The 16,143-nt window shown below is 33.5% G+C and carries 17 protein-coding genes; 8 read left to right on the forward strand and 9 right to left on the reverse strand.

Annotated elements, in window-relative coordinates:
* Window positions 1–20 precede the first annotated feature (20 nt).
* The 3 genes from CLV55_RS11060 to idi are packed head-to-tail and all read right to left on the reverse strand — an operon-like array spanning window position 21 to window position 1,467.
* On the reverse strand, window positions 21–476 hold the full coding sequence (locus tag CLV55_RS11060; protein WP_112113860.1) for a peroxiredoxin: 456 nt from the start codon (window positions 474–476) through the stop codon (window positions 21–23).
* On the reverse strand, window positions 477–887 hold the full coding sequence (locus tag CLV55_RS11065; protein ID WP_112113861.1) for a 6-pyruvoyl trahydropterin synthase family protein: 411 nt from the start codon (window positions 885–887) through the stop codon (window positions 477–479). It abuts the gene before it with no gap.
* A 52-nt stretch (window positions 888–939) separates the two neighbouring features.
* Entirely contained in the window at window positions 940–1,467 is a 528-nt protein-coding gene (idi, locus tag CLV55_RS11070) for an isopentenyl-diphosphate Delta-isomerase (protein ID WP_112113862.1), read from the reverse strand.
* A gap of 150 nt (window positions 1,468–1,617) precedes the next feature.
* Between idi and CLV55_RS11075 the strand changes: the two genes are divergently transcribed.
* The gene (locus CLV55_RS11075) at window positions 1,618–2,721 is read left to right on the forward strand and encodes a bifunctional methionine sulfoxide reductase B/A protein (protein ID WP_112113863.1); all 1,104 of its coding nucleotides are present in this window, start codon (window positions 1,618–1,620) and stop codon (window positions 2,719–2,721) included.
* Between the two features lie 43 nt (window positions 2,722–2,764).
* Here CLV55_RS11075 and CLV55_RS11080 read toward each other — a convergent pair whose 3' ends face one another.
* The 3 genes from CLV55_RS11080 to CLV55_RS11090 form a co-directional block, all read right to left on the reverse strand.
* Complete coding sequence (locus CLV55_RS11080; protein WP_112113864.1) at window positions 2,765–4,324, reverse strand: NAD(P)/FAD-dependent oxidoreductase; 1,560 nt, start codon at window positions 4,322–4,324, stop codon at window positions 2,765–2,767.
* Between the two features lie 96 nt (window positions 4,325–4,420).
* The gene (locus CLV55_RS11085) at window positions 4,421–5,935 is read right to left on the reverse strand and encodes a T9SS type A sorting domain-containing protein (RefSeq protein ID WP_112113865.1); all 1,515 of its coding nucleotides are present in this window, start codon (window positions 5,933–5,935) and stop codon (window positions 4,421–4,423) included.
* Between the two features lie 37 nt (window positions 5,936–5,972).
* Window positions 5,973–7,520 (reverse strand): TlpA family protein disulfide reductase, encoded by a 1,548-nt coding sequence (locus tag CLV55_RS11090; protein WP_112113866.1) that lies wholly within the window; start codon window positions 7,518–7,520, stop codon window positions 5,973–5,975.
* Between the two features lie 68 nt (window positions 7,521–7,588).
* Here CLV55_RS11090 and CLV55_RS11095 point away from each other — a divergent pair, with 68 nt between their 5' ends.
* Window positions 7,589–7,819, forward strand: coding sequence for a hypothetical protein (locus CLV55_RS11095; RefSeq protein WP_112113867.1), 231 nt, complete (start codon window positions 7,589–7,591; stop codon window positions 7,817–7,819).
* Window positions 7,820–7,867: 48 nt separating this feature from the next.
* On the opposite strand, the gene recQ is transcribed toward CLV55_RS11095, so the two are convergent.
* Window positions 7,868–10,063, reverse strand: coding sequence for a DNA helicase RecQ (gene recQ / locus CLV55_RS11100; RefSeq protein WP_112113868.1), 2,196 nt, complete (start codon window positions 10,061–10,063; stop codon window positions 7,868–7,870).
* 97 nt (window positions 10,064–10,160) lie between these two features.
* Here recQ and CLV55_RS11105 point away from each other — a divergent pair, with 97 nt between their 5' ends.
* From CLV55_RS11105 to CLV55_RS11125, 5 genes are all read left to right on the forward strand, one after another.
* Window positions 10,161–11,129 carry a KpsF/GutQ family sugar-phosphate isomerase gene (locus tag CLV55_RS11105; protein WP_112113869.1) on the forward strand — a complete coding sequence of 323 codons (969 nt, stop codon included), beginning with the start codon at window positions 10,161–10,163 and terminating at the stop codon, window positions 11,127–11,129.
* Entirely contained in the window at window positions 11,129–11,953 is an 825-nt protein-coding gene (gene tatC, locus CLV55_RS11110) for a twin-arginine translocase subunit TatC (RefSeq protein WP_112113870.1), read from the forward strand. The genes CLV55_RS11105 and tatC overlap by 1 nt, the downstream gene beginning before the upstream one ends.
* A complete protein-coding gene (locus tag CLV55_RS11115) occupies window positions 11,937–12,287 on the forward strand; it encodes a carboxymuconolactone decarboxylase family protein (protein WP_112113871.1) in 351 nt (116 codons plus the stop codon). The genes tatC and CLV55_RS11115 overlap by 17 nt, the downstream gene beginning before the upstream one ends.
* A 132-nt stretch (window positions 12,288–12,419) precedes the next feature.
* Window positions 12,420–13,160 (forward strand): LPS export ABC transporter ATP-binding protein, encoded by a 741-nt coding sequence (lptB, locus tag CLV55_RS11120; RefSeq protein ID WP_112113872.1) that lies wholly within the window; start codon window positions 12,420–12,422, stop codon window positions 13,158–13,160.
* Between the two features lie 3 nt (window positions 13,161–13,163).
* Window positions 13,164–13,379, forward strand: a complete 216-nt coding sequence (locus CLV55_RS11125; RefSeq protein WP_112113873.1) for a DUF5808 domain-containing protein — start codon at window positions 13,164–13,166, stop codon at window positions 13,377–13,379.
* Here CLV55_RS11125 and CLV55_RS11130 read toward each other — a convergent pair.
* Both CLV55_RS11130 and CLV55_RS11135 read right to left on the reverse strand, forming a co-directional pair.
* Complete coding sequence (locus CLV55_RS11130; protein ID WP_112113874.1) at window positions 13,369–14,223, reverse strand: GH25 family lysozyme; 855 nt, start codon at window positions 14,221–14,223, stop codon at window positions 13,369–13,371. The two genes, CLV55_RS11125 and CLV55_RS11130, sit on opposite strands and share 11 nt — an antisense overlap.
* 24 nt (window positions 14,224–14,247) lie before the next feature.
* Window positions 14,248–14,952, reverse strand: coding sequence for a CDP-alcohol phosphatidyltransferase family protein (locus CLV55_RS11135; RefSeq protein WP_112113875.1), 705 nt, complete (start codon window positions 14,950–14,952; stop codon window positions 14,248–14,250).
* Between the two features lie 118 nt (window positions 14,953–15,070).
* Between CLV55_RS11135 and CLV55_RS11140 the strand changes: the two genes are divergently transcribed.
* Window positions 15,071–16,138 (forward strand): PorV/PorQ family protein, encoded by a 1,068-nt coding sequence (locus tag CLV55_RS11140; protein WP_449403975.1) that lies wholly within the window; start codon window positions 15,071–15,073, stop codon window positions 16,136–16,138.
* Window positions 16,139–16,143 lie beyond the last annotated feature (5 nt).

Here is a 16,143-nt window from a genome sequence, read left to right on the forward strand (position 1 = left end):
AACACATTTGATAAGAAAAACTAGAACTCTTTTTTAAGAATTTCAAGCGTTTTCTCAATATGTTTTTTGGCTGTGGTACTATCAAAAACCAATTTTATTATTCCTTCTTTATTTATGACATAGGTAGTTCTACCATCAATCAAACCTAAAAAATCTTTGGCAACCCCAAAAAGCGTTCTTATTTTTTTATCACGATCAGAAAGTAAAATAAAGGGTAGATCAAACTTACTTTTGAACTTAAGATGCGATTGCACCGAATCGGCACTTATCCCAATAACCTCAGCACCCAAGTCTTTAAAATCTTGGTACTTATCACGAAAAGAACAAGCTTGAATGGTGCAACCTGGGGTATCGTCTTTTGGGTAAAAATAAATAACAAGAGGTTGTTTTCCTAAATAATGCAGACTATCAAACTCATTTCCAAGACTATCGATAGCTTTAAAATTCGGTACTTTATCGCCTACTTTTAGTGCCATTTAGTTGCCTTTATAAGTTACAAAATTACGTGGGGTCTCATATAATACGACTTCTAATTCTTTCGTTTCATCAATATGCTTACGTAATTTATTCCAAATTACAACAGCTATATTTTCAGCTGTTGGATTCAAATCGGCAAACTCAGGAACATCTAAATTCAAATTTTTGTGGTCAAAAGCGTCTTCAACATACATCCGAATGAAATCTGAAAGCACTTTCGTATCAATTACATAGCCTGTTTCTGAATCAATTTCACCTGTAACAGAAACAATTAATTCGTAATTATGCCCGTGAAAATTAGGATTGTTACATTTTCCAAAAACTAAATCGTTTTGTTCCATAGACCAATCTTTTCGATACAAACGATGCGCTGCATTGAAATGCGCTTTTCTTGATACGGTAACCCTCATGATGATTTTTGAATGTTAATTAACGATTTTTGATTTGTAAAATTTTGCCTTCTTAAATCTTGTGTTCTTCCAAATAATGGTAAAATTCATCAAAAATAATTTTAAACCAAACGGTATATTCGTTTGGATTTTGAATCATATCTTCTTTGATGGCTTCTATTTTCATCCATTTCCAATCTTCTACTTCCTCTTTATTGATGCTTGGCACTTCATTGGAATAGCCAATCATCACATGATCGAGTTCATGTTCGGTTAAACCGTTATCAAAGGGCGCCTTGTATATAAAATGAAACAATTCTTTCAACTCTGTTTTGAAGCCCATTTCCTCAAATAAACGACGCTTCCCTGCTTCAATATTGCTCTCACCAGCACGTTGATGACTACAGCAAGTATTGGTCCATAGTAATGGCGAATGATATTTATGATGCGCTCGTTGCTGCAACATGACTTCATTTTTATCATTCAATACAAAAACCGAAAACGCTCGATGCAATTGTGCTTTTTCGTGAGCTTCTAGTTTATTCATCAAACCGATAGGTTCGTCTTTTTCGTTTACTAAAATTACTTGTTCTTCTTTCATTGGTTCAAAAATACAAAAAAAGAATGGGTAACTCCTATCGCAAAATCAAACAATCGTTAAACTTTCCCTAAAAGTACTACCCTTTATTTTTATTAACATTTTATTTTAACTTCCCATACGTAACTTTGTTAAAAATAAAACAAGAACTTTATGATAAAGTTACATTCCTTATTAACCTTTTTAGCTCTGTTCCCTTTTTTTGTGGTAACAGCGTGTGGACAATCATCATCTCATAATCAAAAATCTAATGCCATGGAACAAGTCAGTCACAAACCTAACAATCCTTATTATTCTCATACCGATACCTCAAAATTAACCATTTCTGATGCCGAATGGAAAAAAATACTACCTCCAGATTTATATGCCGTAGCTCGAGAGGCGGATACAGAAAGAGCTTTTACAGGAACAATGTGGAACGACGAAACCAAAGGTACTTATTATTGTGCCGTATGTGGTTATAAATTATTCAAGTCCAATCAAAAATTCACTAGTAGTTGTGGATGGCCGAGTTTTTTTGAACAAGATAATAAAGAAAGTATCACATTTAAACCCGACAATTCGTTTGGAATGCAACGCACCGAAGCGAATTGTGGTAGATGTGGAAGTCATTTAGGACATTTATTTGATGACAGTCCTGCGCCTACAGGAAAACGATATTGCATGAATGCTATATCTTTAGATTTTATTCCTGATACAAGTTCGGAAAATTCAAAACTAAACACAGAAAAAATTGTTTTAGGTGGTGGTTGTTATTGGTGTGTAGAAGCTGTTTATGAAAATTTAGACGGAGTGATTAAAGTTATTTCAGGATTTTCTGGTGGTACCGTTGCCAACCCAAGTTATGAAGAAGTTTGCACGGGAACTACTGGAGCTGCAGAGGTTGTTGAAATTACTTACGACAAAACCAAAACCAATTTGGATGAAATTTTTAAGGTATTCTTTACCGTTCACGATCCAACCACGTTAAATCGTCAAGGAGCTGATGTAGGAACACAATACCGTTCGGTTATTTTTTACAGAAATGAACAACAGAAAAAAGCGGCTGAAAGCATTATTAATGAGTTAAATAATAAAAATGTTTACAATAGTCCAATAGTAACCACACTAGAGTCTTTTAAAGCGTTTTATCCCGCAGAAGACTACCATCAGAATTACTTCAATAACAATAAAGAGAAACCATATTGCAAAATGGTCATCCAACCCAAAATTGAAAAATTCGAAAAAATATTTAAAGATAGATTGAAAAAGAAGTAATGGTTAATTCAAGGAAATCGCTCAAGAAATTGGGCGATTTTTTTTAGCTCAAAGCCTCACCTATTTTCAAAGCACATTTCTCTCCATCAATAGCCGCTGAAATAATGCCTCCTGCATAACCCGCCCCTTCACCACACGGGTATAACCCTTTTATTTGAATGTGTTCTAATGTCTCGTGATCTCTTGGAATTCGAACAGGTGATGAAGTTCTGCTTTCAGGTGCGTGAAGGATGGCGTCATTAGTGAGATAGCCTCGCATGGTTTTCCCAAATTCCTTAAAACCTTCTCTCATAATCTGAGAAAGAAATCCCGGAAAAACCTGTCCCATTTCTACAGAAGTCGTTCCTGGAACATAAGAAGTCTTTGGTATATCGGCAGATAATGTATTATGTGTAAAATCGACCATACGCTGAGCTGGAACTTTTTGAGTGGAGCCTGCCAATTGCCACGCTCTTTGTTCAATGGCTTTTTGGAATTCCATTCCCGCCAAAGCTCCAAATTTAGCATAGGGTTTAAAATCCTCTAATTTCAATTCGACCACAATACCTGAGTTGGCGGTGCTTAGATCACGCTTTGAAGGCGACCAGCCATTGGTTACCACCTCACCCGGACTTGTTGCACAAGGAGCAATGACACCTCCAGGACACATACAAAACGAATACATACCACGACCATTTACTTGCTTTACAATAGAATAAGGTGCTGGTGGTAAATAAACGCCTCGAAAATCGCACGAATACTGAATACGATCAATCAACTCTTGAGGATGCTCTGCACGAACCCCCAAGGCAAAAGGTTTGGCTTCAATAACTATTTTCTTTTTGTCTAACAATTCAAAAATATCACGAGCCGAATGTCCTGTGGCTAGGATGACTTTATTGGCAGAAACTATATCTCCTTTTTGAGTTATAACTCCTTGTATTTCATTGCTTTTTACAATAAAATCGATAACACGAGTTTCAAACAAAACTTTTCCGCCACAAGCAATAATTTTTTCGCGAATGTCTTGAATAATTTGAGGTAACTTATTGGTTCCTATATGAGGATGAGCTTCCACTAAAATATCTGGAGAAGCGCCAAAACCGACTAATAATTGTAGAATTCTGTCGACATCACCTCTCTTTTTGGAACGTGTATATAATTTTCCATCTGAATAGGTTCCTGCACCTCCTTCTCCAAAACAATAATTGGAATCTTCATGAACTAGATGGTCACGATTAATTGCTTTTAAATCTCTACGACGCCCTCGAACCTCTTTACCCCTCTCGATTACAATGGGTTTAAGACCTAATTCTATTAATTGCAAGGCTGCAAAAAGACCGGCTGGTCCTGCTCCAACAATAATTACTTCACGAGAATTGGAAACATTATTGTAGGCTGGAAGTTCTATTTTATGCTCATGAAAATTTTCCCCTTTAAAATAAACTAATGCTTTAATATTGAATTTTATTGTTTTTTGACGTGCATCAATAGAACGTTTTAAAACAACTATCTTTTGGATATTTGCATTGGATTCATGTAATAATTTTGCACAATGTTCTTGTAATAATACCTCGCTGTGAGCTATTTCTGGAAGAACTTGGGTCTGAATTTCGCGTGGCATAACGAGATTTTTGGTAAACTTAACTAATTTCAAGAAAATCTGAACATAAAAAAAGGTTTAGTCGTAACTAAACCTTTACTAATATAGTTTAAAAGATTATTTTTTTATGAATTTGGAATTTTTAACTTCATCATTCACAAGAAGTTTTACAAAATAAATACCAGAGTGTAATTCAGAAACAGAGATTGATTGGATGGTATCAACCGATTTCACTTCTTTTACTAATGCTCCACTTATCGAGTAAATAGCAACATCCTTAATGTCACTTGCGGTAGAATTTTCGATATTTAAAATATCAGAAGTTGGATTAGGAAATAATGCAATAGAATTTTCAAACAAATTAGTTTGAGTTGATAATGATGAAACCGTTGGATCTAAATAATCTGGAATGCCATTTGAGTTAATATCATCATCACTTGGGTTTCCATTAGCATTATAATCTTCTTTAAAGGTTAATGTCCCATCACCGTCGTCATCATTATCTAAATAATTTGGTATTCCGTCACTATCAGTATCAACTATAGTAGTTGCATTTTTAGAAAAAACATATTCTACATTAGTTAAAACTAAATCTCCATCATCATCATTATCTAGATAATTTGGAATTCCATCCATATCAGTATCGTCATTAGCCAAATTTGTGTCATTATTGACATCCTCTGAACTTGTAGAAACGGTATCATTATCATAATCAACTGCACAATCAACGATACTTAATTTCACTTCTTTCACAACTCCATTTCCACTAGCATAAATAGTTTGTGGGTTTGAAGTATTCGTATACATCAAATTGGTTATTGGATTTGACTGCGTTTGAGCATCAGAAAGTGTTTCATAAAGTGTTATGTTACTTGGATTTATAGGAGACAAATCATTTTGAACCACTTGCAAGTTAAATTGTTCCAATCCTGTATTGTTTGTATCACATTTTACGAAAGCATAAGTTCCACTATAATAACTTGGTCTTCCAAATCTCCAACCTTCATGAAATGCAGTCCAAGCACCAGTATTTCTACCAGGAGCAGTTACTCCAATAGTTCCAGTAGCATTAATTAATCCTGTTACAGCATTTCCTGAATTCCAAGTAGTACAAACTCCTTTATCAATCAATTGTACATCTATTATACTTTGGCTCTCATATAAAATAATTTGGAACGTACTAAAAGTTGTAGAACATGAAAAATGAGCATTGTTATTGTAAACCACAATAAACTTTCTGTAAGGAGCCGTTCCGTATACTCCATATGTAATATACCCTAAACTATTATTGTTAAACATATCATGATAACATCCTAAAATAGAATTCATGACAGGAAAACTCGTTGAGGGCACACTCTGATTAAAAGACCAAGGCGACATAGCATTTGCCAAACTTGTTCTAAAATCAATATATCCGTTTGTGCTTACTATTATTTGATTGTATGTTACTCCATAAAAATCAAAAGGAAAAGGTAAATCTATAACACTAGAATTGGTATCATCCTGTGTACCTACAACAGGTAAAGTAGCTGTATATTGTTGGAATGGAATAGAAGAAACTGAATAATTATTTTGACCAGTAGCATCAAAAATTACCAACAATATAAGTGCGAAAAAATAGTTTTTTATCATAATTTTTTGTTTTATAAGTTGCTAATATACAAAAAAATTATAATCGATTGTTATTTTTTGTTTTATTTCCTATATTATCTTCTTTATCCATTTCATTAAAAATATCTCTTATCTGTTCCACTCCAATCCGTTTCGCTTTTATTTTTTTATCCTTATCTAATATATAAATAACAGGGGTAGAATAGACATCATATTTTACAGTTACATTGTTCAAATGTGCACCGTCATAGACATTAATCCAATCATTTAATCCTTTCTCATTAATATATTTCATGTATTTTTCCCCTTGATGCATCGTATAGACCCCATAAACTTTGACATCTTTATTTTCTTTCTTTAATTCATTATATAAATCAATTAACTTAGGGATTTCTTTTTGACAATGACCACAATCAACGTCCCAAAAAACTAAAATGAGATACTTTGCAGAAACAGAATGAAGATGGACAAACATCTGATTTAATTGGTTTACATTTTTATAAAAAACCTTAGTTACCTCATCTCCTGTTTTAGCATCTTCAAATCCCATTTTATTGACGATTTCGTAATCTTTTGCTTTAATCATAGCCAAATCAGGAGCTATGGCTCCCACTAGAAGTGGTTTTAAAAGATCTGCGCGTTTAATAATCTTTCCAACTACAGATTCATCATCGTAAATCCCACTAGCTTTTCCTGTTTTAAAATAAGCATCTGACATGTGCACAAAAACCTTATCAAATCCCATAATTTTTGTTGTTTCATAATTATACACCAAATGCGCTAACATCAATTTGTATATTAAACTTCCTTCTTTTGGTTTTTCAAGAATTCTATCAACTTCCATGGTTACTGTATCTGGGTGCACTGGAATTACCGATTCAAAATATCTTTTAAATTTAGAAAAGAAAAAAGGATTTCTAAGTGTAGCTTCATCTTTAAAATCAACATCATCCCAATAATGTTTTCGATAATAATTGTATACTTTTATGCTATCGGGTCTCCCATTAGTAGCTAAAGGAATATTTTTTAATAATTTTTCTGTTTTAAGAGTTACTACATTAGCGATATAACTTCCTTTATTTTTTTCGATAAATTTCTGTTCATATTCTTGAATAATTTTATCCAATTCTTTTTGCTTGTCAGCTAAGAGTAAAGTATCTTTTTTTGTTTTCGGATTTACCGACAGCTTATAATCTTGAAAAGATTTGTTTTGCTTACCAATAAATCGGATGTAATCAAAAAAGCTATCCTCTAAAGGCGCATTATCCGCTTTTAATCCTTCAAAATCAGTTGGGTCTGAATCATTATTTAGAGTTAACTTTTGAGTTTGATCATCTACAAAAAAATCAAAGTAAATCGTCTTATTTTGACTAATCAACGAATAAATTCCTTTTTCTAATTTCCCTTTTCCTTTAAAAATAATTTTACCATTCTTTATGGTAGTACAAGTATCTTTAATTAACGTTTTATCAAACTGATAATAGGTAAGATACGCCATGGTATCTTTACATTTTTTTAGATTTATTGTGATTTCATATTCTTGCTGTCCATAAGTCACTAGCGAAAAAGAACATAAGACAAAATAGAACCAAAATTTCTTCATCATAATTGTTTGTATTTAATTTTCAAAAGTTATTTTATAGTACTTGTTATATTTGTAAAAATTTTCAAAGCATGCGACAAATCAAATTAATTTGGGATTTTAGAGGTCATACATCACTCAAAACAGCTGAGCATCATGAAATTCATTTGAAAGAGTTTATTTTATCAGAAAAAATTCCTGTAATACATACAGGCTTTGAATCAGTAAATGAATTTCATGCTCTTGCTTTTATTGTAGTGCGAGAAGATTTAATGCTTCAACTGAGAGATACCTTAAAACCACATCGCGGAGAACTTTATTAATCAAAAAGACAACTCATGGAATTCAAAATGAATTGTCTTTCTCTATTATTAATTAGCTACTTCGCTTATAAATTTAATTCGCATTAATCGCAACTCTTCAATATCATAGTCGCCATCAAACTCTTTGAGCGCATCTTCAATTCGATCAGTCTCAGACTCCATAAAATAATCGTGAATTTCTTCTTGTTGTTCTTCATCTAACAATTCGTCTATCCAATATTTTATATTGAGTTTAGTCCCCGAATAAACAATTTGCTCCATTTCTTTTAATAAAGCATCCATTGTCATTCCTTTGGCAGAGGCAATATCTTCTAAAGACAATTTTCTATCAATATTTTGAATGATATATAATTTGTTGGTGGAATTGGCTCCGGTAGATTTTACTACTAAATCGTCTGGACGAATGATATCATTATCCTCAACATATCTGTTAATCAATTCAACAAATTCTTTCCCATATTTTTTGGCTTTCCCTTCTCCCACACCATGAATATTTGTCAATTCATCTATAGTAATTGGGTATTTAAGTGCCATATCTTCTAAGGATGGATCTTGAAAGACTACAAAAGGAGGAACTCCCAATTTTTTGGCTACTTTTTTCCTTAAATCTTTTAACATGACCATCAGGGCTTCATCTGCCGTTCCAGAAGATTTACTGGCTGTTACAATAGCTTCATCATCGGCTTCACTATATTCGTGATCTTCAGACATCATAAAACTATATGGATTTGCAATAAACGCATGTCCCTTGTCGGAGACTTTCAATATGCCATAGGTTTCAATATCTTTAGACAACATTCCATCGACTAATATTTGTCTAATCAAAGCCATCCAATAACGCTCATCCTGATCTTTACCACATCCAAAAAATGATTGTGTATCGGTTCGATGTGCCTTGATTGTAGCATTTACACGACCAATCATTGTAAAAACAATTTCTTTAGACTTATATAAATGTTTGGTATCTCGAACTACTTCTAATAATTTTTTGACATTCTCTTTAGCTTCGACTTTTACTTTAGGATTTCTAACATTATCATCCATATCAGCACCTTCTCCGTTTTCACTATCAAATTCCTCCCCAAAATAGTGGAGTAAAAATTTACGTCGCGACATCGATGTCTCCGCATAAGCAACTACTTCTTGTAAGAGTGCAAAACCAATTTCTTGTTCAGCAACAGGTTTGCCTGCCATAAACTTCTCTAATTTCTCAACATCTTTATAAGAGTAATAGGCCAAACAATGACCCTCCCCTCCATCACGACCGGCTCTTCCAGTTTCTTGATAATAACTTTCCAATGATTTTGGAATATCATGATGAATCACAAAACGAACGTCTGGTTTATCTATTCCCATTCCAAAAGCTATAGTAGCAACAACGACTTCAACATCTTCCATCAAAAACATGTCTTGATGTTTGGCTCTTGTTTTTGCATCCAATCCTGCATGATAGGCTACAGCGCTAATTCCATTTACTTGTAAAACTTGAGCAATTTCCTCCACTTTTTTACGACTCAAACAGTATATAATTCCGGATTTTCCCTTATGCTGTTTGATAAAACGAATAATATCTGCTTCAATATTTTTAGTTTTAGTTCGAACTTCGTAAAATAAATTAGGTCTATTAAAAGACGCCTTAAAAGCATTTGCATCGGGCATATCAAGATTTTTTAAGATATCTTCCTGCACTTTTGGCGTAGCCGTAGCCGTCAAACCTATTACTGGAACTTCCCCCAGATGTTTGATAATGGTTCTAAGATTTCGATATTCGGGTCTAAAATCATGCCCCCACTCGGAAATACAATGCGCTTCATCAATTGCTACAAAAGAAATAGGCACGTTTTTTAAAAACTCCACATATTCTTCCTTGGTTAAAGATTCGGGGGCTACATAGAGTAATTTTGTCTTCCCATCAGAAATATCTTTTTTTACCTGATTGATTTCTGTTTTGGTTAATGACGAATTTAATACATGCGCTATCCCATTTTCTGAAGATAAACTTCTAATGGCATCAACTTGATTTTTCATCAATGCAATTAATGGAGAAACTACAATAGCAGTTCCTTCTTGAATTAAAGCGGGTAACTGGTAACACAAGGATTTTCCACCTCCTGTTGGCATAATCACAAAAGTATTATTTTTATCAACAATACTTTTAATTACTTGTTCCTGAAGACCTTTAAATTGGTTAAAACCAAAATATTTCTTTAATTCTTTGTGGATGTCAATTTCGTTTGAATTCATTCTTACTTAATCGTATTTTTACATAAATTTGCAACCATAAATATACAACTTTCTTTTATTGTAGCAAATTTTATAACAAATCTATAACAAATCTATTTTGATACCAAAAGAAAACATACTTGCATCGGCTAAAAAAACAATTCTTTCTGAAAGTGAATCCATAGCTAAACTAGCTGATTATGTTAATGATAGCTTTTTACAAGCCATCGAATTACTGTTTCATTGCAAAGGAAGAATCATTATTACTGGAATTGGAAAAAGTGCCATAATCAGTCAAAAAATAGTTGCTACTTTAAATTCGACGGGCTCCCCTGCGCTTTTTTTACATGCTTCTGAGGCTATTCACGGCGATTTAGGAATGATTCAAGCCGACGATGTCGTAATTTGCATCTCCAAAAGTGGTACAAGTCCAGAAATAAAGATAATTGTCCCTTTATTAAAAAGATTTGGAAATAAACTCATTGCAATTACAGGAAATATCGATTCCTTTTTAGGGAAAGAGGCTGATGTAACTCTGAACACCTATGTTGCTAGAGAATCGTGTCCTAACAATCTTGCACCCACAAACAGCACTACTGCCCAACTTGTTATGGGAGATGCGCTCGCTGTTTGCTTAATGGAAATGAAGAATTTTACTGCCGAGGATTTTGCCGTATTTCATCCAGGAGGCGCGTTAGGAAAAAAATTACTTCTAAGCGTTGACGATTTAATAGACAAAACCCGAAAACCAAGTGTTTCACCAAATGATTCTATCAAAAAAGCAATAATTACGATTTCTGAACAACGCCTTGGAGTTACTGCGGTTGAAGAAAATCAGAAAGTCATTGGAATTATTACGGATGGAGACATCAGACGTATGCTCAATAATTCAGATACTATTGCGGGACTATTGGTTAAAGATATTATGTCTAAAAATCCTAAAATTATTCTTAAAACCGAGCGAGTACTAGATGCTTTAAACACTATGGAACATTTCGCTATAACACAACTCATTGTGGTAGACGAAGCGAATACCTATATTGGAGTCATTCATTTACATGATATTTTAAAAGAAGGAATTGTATAATGGCAACAGAAAACAAGAAAGAAATGTCCTTTATGGATCATTTAGAAGAATTGCGATGGTTGCTCGTGAGAGGAGTATCGGCCATATTAATTTTAGCCTGTGCGTGTTATTTTATTGACGAGTTCATCTTTGACAGAATTATATTTGGTCCTAAAGACCCAAGTTTTATTACCTATCGTTTTTTTTGTGAATTGACCCATTTCTTTGGAGTTGACGACACTTATGCCTGTGCCACCGAATTCAAATTTATCATTCAAAACACTGAAGTTGGAGGACAATTCTCGATGTATATTTGGACCTTATTTACTTTCGGATTCATCCTCGCATTTCCCTATATTCTTTGGCTTATTTGGAAATTTATTAGTCCTGCATTGTATGAAAAAGAACGAAAATTAGCTGCTTCATTTATTATTATTTCCTCAATCTTATTCTTTATTGGGGTTCTTTTCGGATATTATGTAGTATTACCTTTATCTATTAACTTTTTTGGTACGTTCAACGTTAGTAGTGCTGTGTTAAACCAATTTACAGTTGACTCCTATGTGAGTATGGTAAAAACGTCTCTCGTTGGAAGTGGTTTGGTCTTTGAAATGCCGATCATAATTTATTTCTTAGCGAAACTAGGATTAGTAACGCCCGAATTCCTAAGGAAATATAGAAAAATAGCTATTGTTATTAATTTGACAATTGCTGCTATAGTAACACCTCCAGATATTCCTAGTCAAGTTATTGTTTCTATCCCACTTATTGCACTATATGAGATTAGTATTTACATTGCAGCAGTAGTATCAAAAAAACGCCAACAAAATGACATCACAAGTTAAAGAATTTAATGCCTATCGTTCTAAAATGAACGAAAAATTACTCACAGATAATAACAAAGTGATCAAGCGAATTTTTAACTTGGACACAAATGCTTATGCTGAAGGGGCTCTGAACGTGAAAACAAAAGAACTCTTAGGACTTGTCGCTTCAACCGTTTTACGCTGTGATGATTGTATCAAATATCATCTTGAAACCTGTTATAAAGAAGGGATTACTAAAGAAGAGATGATTGAAGCGATGTCAATTGCCACTTTAGTTGGAGGAACCATTGTAATTCCGCATTTGAGAAGAGCATATGAATTTTGGGAAGCCTTGGAAGAAGAGAATAAGTAATCCTTATCCAGCAGATTGCAAAATTGAAGTTAAATAATACCATCAAGCCAACGTTTTTTGTTTATTTGCAGATACATTAATGTAGAACCGTATCTTACATGGTATGAGATAGTGAAATAAAATTCAGATTAAATGAAATTAAGAGCCGAAAATTTAGTCAAAACTTACAAAGGAAGATCCGTAGTTAAAGGCATTTCCGTCGAAGTTAACCAAGGTGAAATTGTAGGACTTTTGGGACCAAATGGTGCTGGAAAAACAACTTCTTTTTATATGATTGTTGGATTGGTAAAACCCAATGCAGGAAACATATATCTTGACGACATGAATATCACTGAATATCCGATGTATAAAAGAGCACAGAACGGTATAGGATATTTAGCACAAGAGGCTTCTGTTTTTAGAAAACTGAGTATTGAAGACAACATTATGAGTGTCTTACAACTTACAAATCTATCAAAAACTGAACAAGAAGCAAAAATGGAAAGTTTGATTGATGAGTTTAGTTTGCAACACATTCGTACCAATCGTGGCGACTTACTTTCGGGTGGTGAACGAAGACGAACAGAAATAGCCCGTTGTTTGGCTACTGATCCAAAATTCATCCTACTCGATGAGCCTTTTGCAGGAGTCGACCCTGTAGCCGTGGAAGACATTCAACGTATTGTAGCCCAATTAAAAAATAAAAATATTGGTATCCTAATCACCGATCATAATGTACAAGAAACCCTAGCTATTACCGATAAGACGTATCTTATGTTTGAGGGAGGTATTCTAAAAGCAGGTGTCCCTGAGGAATTAGCCGCAGACGAAATGGTTCGAAAAGTATATTTAGGTCAAAATTTTGAATTACGAAAAAAGAAATTAGAGTTTTAATTCATGAAACCTTCGCAAGATCTTTTAGAACAATGGAATAAAGACCCTAATAATTGGAAATGGGGTGTTTTTTATTTTAACAAAGAAGATAAACGTATTTTTCCACCCAAAAGAATCCCTTGGATGGGTTGGACAATCAATTTTGCCAATCCGATTTCCATTCTTTTTTTTATCCTTATTCTGTCGCTTACTCTTTGTATGATATGGTTCATTCAATAACCTCGTTTGAAATGGTTAAATAGCGAAGCATTTTGGGTGTGCCGTTATAGATATTAAGATCTACTTTTGACTCTATCCCATTAATTTTAGCTCGTTCGGTAAATTGCCAAAACAACCAATCTTCTTTGATATTTTCTACAAAAAAATTATAATTAGCCACCCAAAACGTATACTCTGGGAAGTCGGCTTTAAGAAAATCATTGTAGTATTTTTCTCCTGTATAAATAATGGGGCGTACATGAAAATGGTCATCAACTAATTTTAACCATCGTTTTAATCCCACTTTAAAACTATCTATAGATTGATTATCGGGCAATTTTTCAATATCTAAAACTGGAGGCAAATCGCCTTTCGACAAATGAACAACTTGAATAAAATTTTTAGCCTGAAGCGTTGAATTTTCATTAGGACGATAATAATGATAGGCGCCTCGAATGAACAGATGCTCTTTTGCTTGTTGCCAATTTTCGTTAAATAAAGCATCCGTCTTATCAAGACCCGCAGTGGCTCGTATAAAAACAAATTGTAAAGGAAATTGATGCTCTACAGAATCAATGGCTTCCCAATGAATCAATCCCTGAAATTGTGACACATCAAATCCGAAAACTAAATCATGATGTGCCTTCAAAATTTGATAAATTCTCGCTTGAGCAATTCGTTCTTCTTTATAAGTTTTATCCGACTTAAAACTAAAGTAAAATAATAATGCTTCTTGGTAATGATAGCCTCCAAACGCTAATAATAGCACAGCAAGAAAAAAAATCCACTTCCAAAAATTAGTCCTCTTTTTTTTCTTGGCGGATTTTCTAGAAACAGACTTTTTCCGATGGGTGCGTAGTGTCATAAAGCAAAAATTGTTTCATCCTAACTACTTTTTGACCCAAAAATTATGTCCTATTGATATCAAAACATACGACAGAATAATCAAAGGAATAGAAAGAAATTGAAGCGTTCCTATCATGAGTATGGAACCTAGTACGAATCCTGTTTGTAACTTATACTTTGACACACTAAAATTTTTAATTTTTAGTGAAAATAAAGGAATCTCAGCATTCATAACGAAAGCACTTAAAAGAGTTATAAAAAGTAATACCCAGGTTATACTTAACAATTCACTAAGAAACAAAAAATGGCATTCTTCAATTACCAAAGGAAGACTCATAATAAATAACGTATTGGCTGGCGTGGGAAGTCCAATAAAAGAATCCGATTGTCGTGTATCGATATTAAAATTGGCCAATCGGTAACACGCACCTAGTGTAATAATAAATCCTAGATAAGGAAGATATTCGAATCCACCTTGATTGTTCTGTAGCAACATTTTGAACATGACAAAACCAGGAGCCACCCCACTTGTAACCATATCTGCTAATGAATCTAATTGAACCCCTAGTGGTCCAGAAACTCCAAATTTTCGCGCAAAGAAACCATCAAAAAAATCAAAGAAAATTCCCAAACAAACAAAAGAAAAACCAATTAGAAATTTTGACTCTGATACAAAAACTAAGGCAATACAACCACAAAATAAGTTGAGTAGCGTGAGTAGATTGGGAATATGTTTCTTGATTTTCATCTTTATTAATTTCAAAATGCAAATGTAGTACAATAGTTTATACAATAAAGCGTTTCATATTAATTGATTTAATGAAATATCATGAATAAAATTTCTATTTTTGAAAAAATAAATTGTCTTGAAAAAAAATCTTTTTGTCTTTCTTTTATTTAGTTGTTTTTTAACTCACAGTCAAACCATTAGAAAATATTCTAATGAATTTATGAATATTGGAGTGGATGCGGCAGCTATGGGAATGTCAAATGCAGCAGTCGCTAATACGAATGATGTTAATGCTTGTTATTGGAATCCGGCCGGTTTGATTGGTCTTGAAGATAGTCAAGCTGCATTGATGCATGCAAGTTATTTTGCAAACATTGCCCAATATGATTATGTTGCCTTTGCAAAACCCATTGACGATGAAAGTGCTTGGGGAATGTCTTTAATCCGATTTGGAGTGGATGATATTTTAAATACAACCCAGCTTATTGATGCCAACGGAACCATAGATTACAATAGGATTAGTAAATTCTCTACTGCCGATTATGGAATGACTTTTTCTTACGCCAGAAAACTAAAATTACCTGGTTTTCAATATGGTGTCAACACAAAAGTAATTCGACGTATCATTGGAAATTTTGCAAGTTCATGGGGATTCGGATTCGATGTGGGTTTCCAATTTGAAAAAAATGATTGGCATTTCGGACTCATGCTACGCGATATTACAACCACATATAATGTGTGGAATATTAATGAAGATGAATTTAACAGCATCAAAGGCGCAGTAGCTGGACAAAATCAGGATTTACCACAAAGTACTGAAATCACGCTTCCAAAAGCACAACTTGGTCTTTCTAAAAAATTTGAATTTCACAATGAAACTAGTTTGTTAGCTTCTGGAAACTTAAACATGCAATTTTCTAAAACAAATGATATTTTTGCTACAGATGTGGTGAGTATTGACCCTGCCCTTGGTTTTGAGTATGGTTATACAGATTTAGTGTTTCTCAGAGCAGGTGTAGGAAACTTTCAAACTGTAACTCAAATTGATAATTCTAAAAAAATCGGATTCCAACCCAATATAGGTTTGGGATTTAAGTATCGAGGCATTCAAGTAGATTATGCCTTAACCGATTTGGGCAATCAAAGTGCGGCATTATATTCTAATATCTTCTCTTTAAAAGTTGATTTAAGTATTTTTAGGTAATTATT

The organism is Flavobacterium aciduliphilum (genome assembly GCF_003268855.1).
GTDB classification, from domain to species: Bacteria; Bacteroidota; Bacteroidia; order Flavobacteriales; family Flavobacteriaceae; genus Flavobacterium; species Flavobacterium aciduliphilum.

Bases quoted from the DNA above. Each gene is read 5' to 3' on its own strand.
- CLV55_RS11060 (WP_112113860.1), bottom strand. From the start codon at position 476: ATGGCACTAAAAGTAGGCGATAAAGTACCGAATTTTAAAGCTATCGAT.
- CLV55_RS11065 (WP_112113861.1), bottom strand. From the start codon at position 887: ATGAGGGTTACCGTATCAAGAAAAGCGCATTTCAATGCAGCGCATCGT.
- idi (WP_112113862.1), bottom strand. From the start codon at position 1,467: ATGAAAGAAGAACAAGTAATTTTAGTAAACGAAAAAGACGAACCTATC.
- CLV55_RS11075 (WP_112113863.1), top strand. From the start codon at position 1,618: ATGATAAAGTTACATTCCTTATTAACCTTTTTAGCTCTGTTCCCTTTT.
- CLV55_RS11080 (WP_112113864.1), bottom strand. From the start codon at position 4,324: ATGCCACGCGAAATTCAGACCCAAGTTCTTCCAGAAATAGCTCACAGC.
- CLV55_RS11085 (WP_112113865.1), bottom strand. From the start codon at position 5,935: ATGATAAAAAACTATTTTTTCGCACTTATATTGTTGGTAATTTTTGAT.
- CLV55_RS11090 (WP_112113866.1), bottom strand. From the start codon at position 7,520: ATGATGAAGAAATTTTGGTTCTATTTTGTCTTATGTTCTTTTTCGCTA.
- CLV55_RS11095 (WP_112113867.1), top strand. From the start codon at position 7,589: ATGCGACAAATCAAATTAATTTGGGATTTTAGAGGTCATACATCACTC.
- recQ (WP_112113868.1), bottom strand. From the start codon at position 10,063: ATGAATTCAAACGAAATTGACATCCACAAAGAATTAAAGAAATATTTT.
- tatC (WP_112113870.1), top strand. From the start codon at position 11,129: ATGGCAACAGAAAACAAGAAAGAAATGTCCTTTATGGATCATTTAGAA.
- CLV55_RS11115 (WP_112113871.1), top strand. From the start codon at position 11,937: ATGACATCACAAGTTAAAGAATTTAATGCCTATCGTTCTAAAATGAAC.
- lptB (WP_112113872.1), top strand. From the start codon at position 12,420: ATGAAATTAAGAGCCGAAAATTTAGTCAAAACTTACAAAGGAAGATCC.
- CLV55_RS11125 (WP_112113873.1), top strand. From the start codon at position 13,164: ATGAAACCTTCGCAAGATCTTTTAGAACAATGGAATAAAGACCCTAAT.
- CLV55_RS11130 (WP_112113874.1), bottom strand. From the start codon at position 14,223: ATGACACTACGCACCCATCGGAAAAAGTCTGTTTCTAGAAAATCCGCC.
- CLV55_RS11135 (WP_112113875.1), bottom strand. From the start codon at position 14,952: ATGAAAATCAAGAAACATATTCCCAATCTACTCACGCTACTCAACTTA.